Raw genomic sequence first — 5940 nt, 5'->3', positions numbered from 1 at the left:
CCTGCCGGTCCACGAGGCCACGGGCAACATGGTGGTGGACATCGGCGGCGGCACCACGGAGGTCGCGGTCATCTCGCTCGGCGGCATCGTCACCGCCCAGTCCATCCGCGTCGCCGGCGACGAGCTGGACAACGCGATCATCCAGCACGTCAAGAAGGAGTACTCCCTCCTGCTGGGCGAGCGGACGGCGGAGCAGATCAAGCTCACGATCGGCTCGGCGTACGACCTCGAAACCGACGAGCACACCGAAATCCGCGGCCGGGACCTCGTCTCCGGGCTGCCGAAGACCGTCGTCATCTCGGCCGCCGAGGTGCGCAAGGCGATCGAGGAGCCGGTCAACGCCATCGTCGACGCGGTCAAGACGACGCTCGACAAGTGTCCGCCGGAGCTGTCCGGCGACATCATGGACCGGGGAATCGTCCTGACCGGCGGCGGAGCGCTGCTGCGCGGCCTGGACGAGCGGCTGCGCCGGGAGACCGGCATGCCGATCCACATCGCCGAGGACCCGCTGGACAGCGTGGCGCTCGGATCGGGCAAGTGCGTCGAGGAGTTCGAGGCACTCCAGCAGGTCCTCGACGCCCAGCCGCGCAGATAACACAAATGTCCGATTCCGCCGTACGAGGTGATCCCCTCTCGTACGGCGGATCGTTGATATAGAGGCATGAGTTCCCGCAAACGGGCCCCTTGGGATCGCGCTCAGGGTCAGCGCTTCCCGGGGCCACCCAGTTCCTATGAGGAAGGGCACGGCCGCCGCACGTGAGGGACACGAAAGAGAGCCGGCTGCTCCTGGTGCTGTTGATCGCCATCGCGTTCGCGCTGATCACAGTGGACATCCGCGGTGGGGAGAACTCCCCCGTGGACGGCGCCCGGCACGCCGCCGCCACCGTCTTCGGTCCGATCGAGAACGGCATGTCGGCCGTGGTGAACCCGGTCGGCAACGCGGTCTCCGCGGTCCGCGACTCCGGCGAGCGCCACGACCGGCTCGCCGAGCTGGAGAAGGAGAACGCCGCCCTCAAGGCCGAACTCGGCAGCGACGACCGCAACCGCAGCCGGCTGAACCAGCTGAACAGGATGCTGAAGCTGGCCGGCGAGGGCCAGTACGGCATCAAGGGCGCCCAGGTCATCGCCATAGGAGCCACGCAGGGCTTCTCCTGGACCATCACCATCGACGCCGGCGCCGATGACGGCATCAGGCGCGACATGACCGTCCTCAACGCCGACGGCCTGGTCGGCCGCGTCACCACCGTCGGCCCCGCCTCCGCCACCGTCCTGCTCGCCAACGACCCCGACTTCACCGTCGGCACCCGCATGGAGGGCAGCGACGAACTCGGCTTCGCCTCCGGCCAGGGCGACCGCCCGCTGCGCGTGCAGCTGCTCAACGCCAAGGCGAACGTGAAGAAGGGCGACCGCCTGGTCACCTTCGGCTCCCAGGCCGACCGGCCGTTCGTGCCCGGCGTCCCGATCGGCGCGGTCTCCCGCGTCGACCCCACCGGCGGCGACCTGACCCGCACCGTGTACGTCACGCCGTACGTCTCCTTCACCAAGCTCGACGTCGTCGGCGTCGTCGTACGGGCCCCGAAGAAGGACCCGCGCGACGAGGTGCTGCCGCCCAAGCCCCGGCCGACCCCGACGCCCACGGTGACCGTGACGGTCACCCCGTCCGCCGACGCCCTCTTTCCCGGCCGACCGCAGCAGTAGGAGCTTTCCATTCCCATGCGTCTCAACCGGATCCTGCTCTCCGCCGCGCTGGTCGTCGCCGCCCTGATGATCCAGGTGAGCGTCCTGGCCCGGCTGCACCTGCCCGGTGCCGTCCCCGACCTGCTGCTGCTCACCGTCCTGGGCCTGGCCATGGTCTACGGCCATGTCGGCGGCGCCCTCGTCGGCTTCGGCGCCGGACTGCTCGCCGACATCGCCCCGCCCGCCGACCACGCCGCCGGCCGCTACGCCCTGGTGCTGTGCGTCATCGGCTACTTCGCCGGACTCATCAAACCCGAGACCGGCCAGGTCAAGTCGGCCACCGGCCCCATGGCCGTGGTGGTCGGCGCCGCCATCGGCTCCACGCTGCTGTACGCCGGCGTCGGCGCCCTCGTCGGCGACACCGCCGCCCGCCACGTCGGCCTGCCCGGCCTGCTGCTCACGGCCACCGTGTACGACCTGCTGCTCGCCCCCTTCGTCGTCCCCGGCATCATGGCGCTGGCCCGGCGCTCGGAGAACGACCCGCTCGGCGAGACCAACACCGCCGCGAAGAAGGCGGCCGACATCTCCTCCGGCTGGCTCTCCTCCGGCACCGGCCTGCACATCGGCGGCCAGCGCGGCGCGTTCGGCGGCCTGAAGAGCAAGGCCCGCTCCCGCACCACCCGGGTCGGCCGCATCAAGGGGGTCAAGCGGCTGTGAGAGCCAGGACGCTGACGGGCCGTCGGCCCCTCGGCTTCGTCGCGCACGACTCGTACACACACTGAGAGGGGGAGGCAGCGCCAGTGACCAACATTCCCGAGACCGGCCGGACCCCACGGGTCCAGACCCGGCTCGTCGTCATCCAGATCCTCGTCCTCTCCCTGCTCGGCACCCTCGGCGGCCGGCTGTGGTACTTGCAGGTCCGCGAGGGCGCCCACTACCAGAAGCAGGCGTCCGGCAACCACGTCCAGCAGGTCGTCCAGCCCGCCGTGCGCGGCTCCATCCTGGACGCGCGCGGAGTGCCGCTCGCCGACAACGAGACCCGGCTGGTGGTCTCCGCCTCCCGCACCGACCTGCTCAAGCAGAAGGACGACGGCAAGGCGGTCCTCACCAAGCTCGCCGGCGTGCTCGGCATGGACGTCACGGACGTCATGCAGAAGGTCCGGCTGTGCGACGCCAAGACCCCGCAGCCCTGCTGGAACGGCTCGCCCTACCAGCCCATCCCCATCACCGACGAGGCCACCTCCAAGCAGGCCCTGCAGATCCACGAGCGCGCCGAGGACTTCCCCGGCATCACCGCCGAGCCCGCGGCCGTACGCCGCTACCCCGGCCCCGGCAAGTCCAACACCGCCCAGGTCCTCGGCTACCTCTCGCCGGTCACCGACGACGAGATCCAGCGGGCCAAGGACAGCGACTCGCCCTACCTGCGCTCCGACATGGTCGGCCGCTCCGGCCTGGAGCGGCAGTACGACCGGGAGCTGCGCGGCAAGGCCGGCGTCACCCGCTACGAGGTCGACAACCTCGGCCGTGTCATCGGCAAGGCCGAGTCCGATGCCGCCGAACCAGGCTCCAGCCTGGTCACCAGCATCGACTCCCGGGTCCAGCGGATCGCCGAGCACGAGCTGGACAAGGCCATGAAGACCGCCCGCACCCAGTGGGACCGGAACACCAACAGGAACTACAAGGCGGACTCCGGCGCCGTCGTCGTGATGGAGGCCAGGACCGGCCGTATCGTCGCCATGGCGTCCGCGCCGACGTACGACCCGAACGTCTGGATCGGCGGTATCTCCGCCAAGGACTACAAGGCGCTCACCGGCAAGGACTCCGACTACCCGCTGCTCAACCGGGCCATCCAGGGCCAGTCCGCGCCCGGTTCGACCTTCAAGGTGGTCTCGACGGCCGCCGCCGTCAAGGCCGGCTACGACTTCAACGGCAACTACCCCTGCACCAGCTCCTACTCGGTCGGCGGCCAGGTCTTCAACAACTTCGAGGGGGAGAGCTTCGGCCCGATCTCCCTCGGCCGGGCCCTGGAGGTCTCCTGCGACACCGTCTACTACTACCTCTCGGACAACGAGTGGAAGAAGGACGGCGGCATCAACCCCAAGAAGAAGCCCAAGGACTACTTCTACAAGACCGCCCACCAGTTCGGCCTCGGCAAGGAGACCGGCATCGACCTGCCCAATGAGGTCACCGGCCGCGTCCCCGACCGCGAGTGGAAGCAGCGGTACTGGGAGGCCAACAAGGACGGCTGGTGCAAGACCGGCAAGAAGGACGGCAGCTACGTCGAGAGGATCGCGTACGAGAACTGCCTCGAGGGCAACAAGCTGCGCGAGGGCGACTCGATCAACTACTCCATCGGCCAGGGCGACACCCTCGTCACCCCCGTCCAGATGGCCGTCATCTACGGGGCGATCTCCAACGGCGGCACCATGTACACCCCGACCATCGGCAAGGCGGTCGTCAGCCCCGACGGCAAGCACATCACCGAGATCAAGCCCAGGTCCCACGGCAAGCTGCCCGTCACCAAGGCCACCCGGAACATGATGGACCAGGCCCTGGCCGGCGTGGCCACCCGCGGTACCGCCGCCTGGAAGTTCTCCGGCTGGCCGCAGGACAAGATCCCGCTGCACGCCAAGACCGGTACCGCCGAGGTCTACGGCAAGCAGACCACGTCCTGGCTCACCACCTACACCAAGGACTACACGGTCGTCATGACCATCGCCCAGGCCGGTACCGGCTCCGGCGCTTCCGGTGAGGCGGTGCGCAACATCTACAGCGCGATGTACGGCGTCCAGGCCGACGGCTCCGTCGACAACAAGAAGGCCCTGCTGCCCACCCCGCAGAAGAGCCTGCCGAAGATCCAGCCGGACGGTTCGGTCTTCGCCCCGAAGATCTCCGACGACCCCGCCGAGGACCAGGAGAAGGCGGCCCAGCAGGCCACCCAGCAGCCGACCAGGCAGCCCTCCCGGCCGGGTGACGCCACGCCGGACGGCCCGCAGACGCCCGCGACCACCACCACGCCCCCCACGGGCAACCGCGACACCCGCAGGCGCCCGCGCCGGAGGGGAAGCCGGAGGACGACCGCATGACCGGCGCGAACAGCTTCTCCGTCTCCGGATACGGACCCGAACAGGCCCGCTGGACCCGGCTCTTCGCCCGCGACTCACTGGCCCGCCGGCTCGACTGGCCGATACTGCTCTCCGCGCTCGCGCTGTCCATGATCGGCGCCGCCCTGGTCCACTCGGCCACCCGCAACCGCACCGAGATCAACAAGGGCGACCCGTACTACTTCCTGATGCGGCACCTGCTGAACACCGGCATCGGGGTCGCCCTGATGATCGTCACCGTCTGGCTCGGCCACCGCGCCCTGCGCAACGCCGTGCCGGTCCTGTACGGGGTCTCGGTGCTCGGAGTACTGCTGGTGCTCACCCCGCTCGGCGCCACCATCAACGGCAGCCGCAACTGGATCGTCATCGGCGGCCTCTCCCTGCAGCCCTCCGAGTTCGTGAAGGTCACGATCATCCTGGGCATGGCGATGCTGCTCGCGGCCCGGGTCGACGCCGGCGACAAGACGTACCCCGACCACCGCACGGTCCTGCAGGCGCTGGGCCTGGCCGTCGTACCGGTCATGATCGTGCTGCTCATGCCCGACCTCGGCACGGTCCTGGTCCTGGTGACCATCGTCCTGGGCGTCCTGCTCGCCTCCGGCGCCTCCAACCGCTGGATCTTCGGCCTGCTCACGGCCGGCGTCGTCGGCTGCGTCGCCATCTGGCAGCTGCACATCCTCGACGAGTACCAGATCAACCGGTTCGCCGCCTTCGCCAACCCCAGCCTCGACCCGGCCGGCGTCGGCTACAACACCAACCAGGCCCGCATCGCCATCGGCTCCGGCGGCCTGACCGGCGCGGGCCTCTTCCACGGCTCGCAGACCACCGGCCAGTTCGTGCCCGAACAGCAGACCGACTTCGTCTTCACGGTCGCGGGCGAGGAACTCGGCTTCGTCGGCGCCGGACTGATCATCGTCCTGCTCGGGGTCCTCCTGTGGCGCGCCTGCCGCATCGCCCGCGAGACGACCGAGCTGTACGGCACGGTCGTCGCCGCCGGAATCGTCGCCTGGTTCGCCTTCCAGAGCTTCGAGAACATCGGCATGACCCTCGGCATCATGCCGGTCACCGGACTGCCCCTGCCGTTCGTCTCCTACGGCGGCTCGGCGATGTTCGCGGTGTGGGTGGCGGTGGGACTGCTGCAGTCGATCAGAGTGCAGCG

Annotated in this window: 5 protein-coding genes; all 5 read left to right on the top strand. The window is 69.6% G+C overall.

Going from position 1 to position 5940, the window contains the following annotated elements:
* The coding region (mreB, locus tag RH94_RS42580) for a rod shape-determining protein MreB (RefSeq protein ID WP_234425579.1) at positions 1-595 on the top strand (595 nt) is incomplete at its 5' end.
* A 161-nt stretch (positions 596-756) separates the two neighbouring features.
* Positions 757-1698: a rod shape-determining protein MreC gene (gene mreC, locus RH94_RS06715; protein WP_073946714.1), complete on the top strand. Its 942-nt coding sequence runs from the start codon at positions 757-759 to the stop codon at positions 1696-1698.
* A 15-nt stretch (positions 1699-1713) separates the two neighbouring features.
* Positions 1714-2394: a rod shape-determining protein MreD gene (mreD, locus tag RH94_RS06710; protein ID WP_073946713.1), complete on the top strand. Its 681-nt coding sequence runs from the start codon at positions 1714-1716 to the stop codon at positions 2392-2394.
* Positions 2395-2477: 83 nt separating this feature from the next.
* The gene (mrdA, locus tag RH94_RS06705) at positions 2478-4763 is read left to right on the top strand and encodes a penicillin-binding protein 2 (RefSeq protein ID WP_073946712.1); all 2286 of its coding nucleotides are present in this window, start codon (positions 2478-2480) and stop codon (positions 4761-4763) included.
* On the top strand, positions 4760-5940 hold a 1181-nt coding region (rodA, locus tag RH94_RS06700), incomplete at its 3' end, for a rod shape-determining protein RodA (RefSeq protein WP_073946743.1). The genes mrdA and rodA, both read left to right, overlap by 4 nt.

The sequence above is a fragment of the Streptomyces kebangsaanensis genome, from assembly GCF_001906585.1.
Taxonomy (GTDB): domain Bacteria; phylum Actinomycetota; class Actinomycetes; order Streptomycetales; family Streptomycetaceae; genus Streptomyces; species Streptomyces kebangsaanensis.
This window is presented reverse-complemented; position numbering and strand designations above follow the sequence as displayed.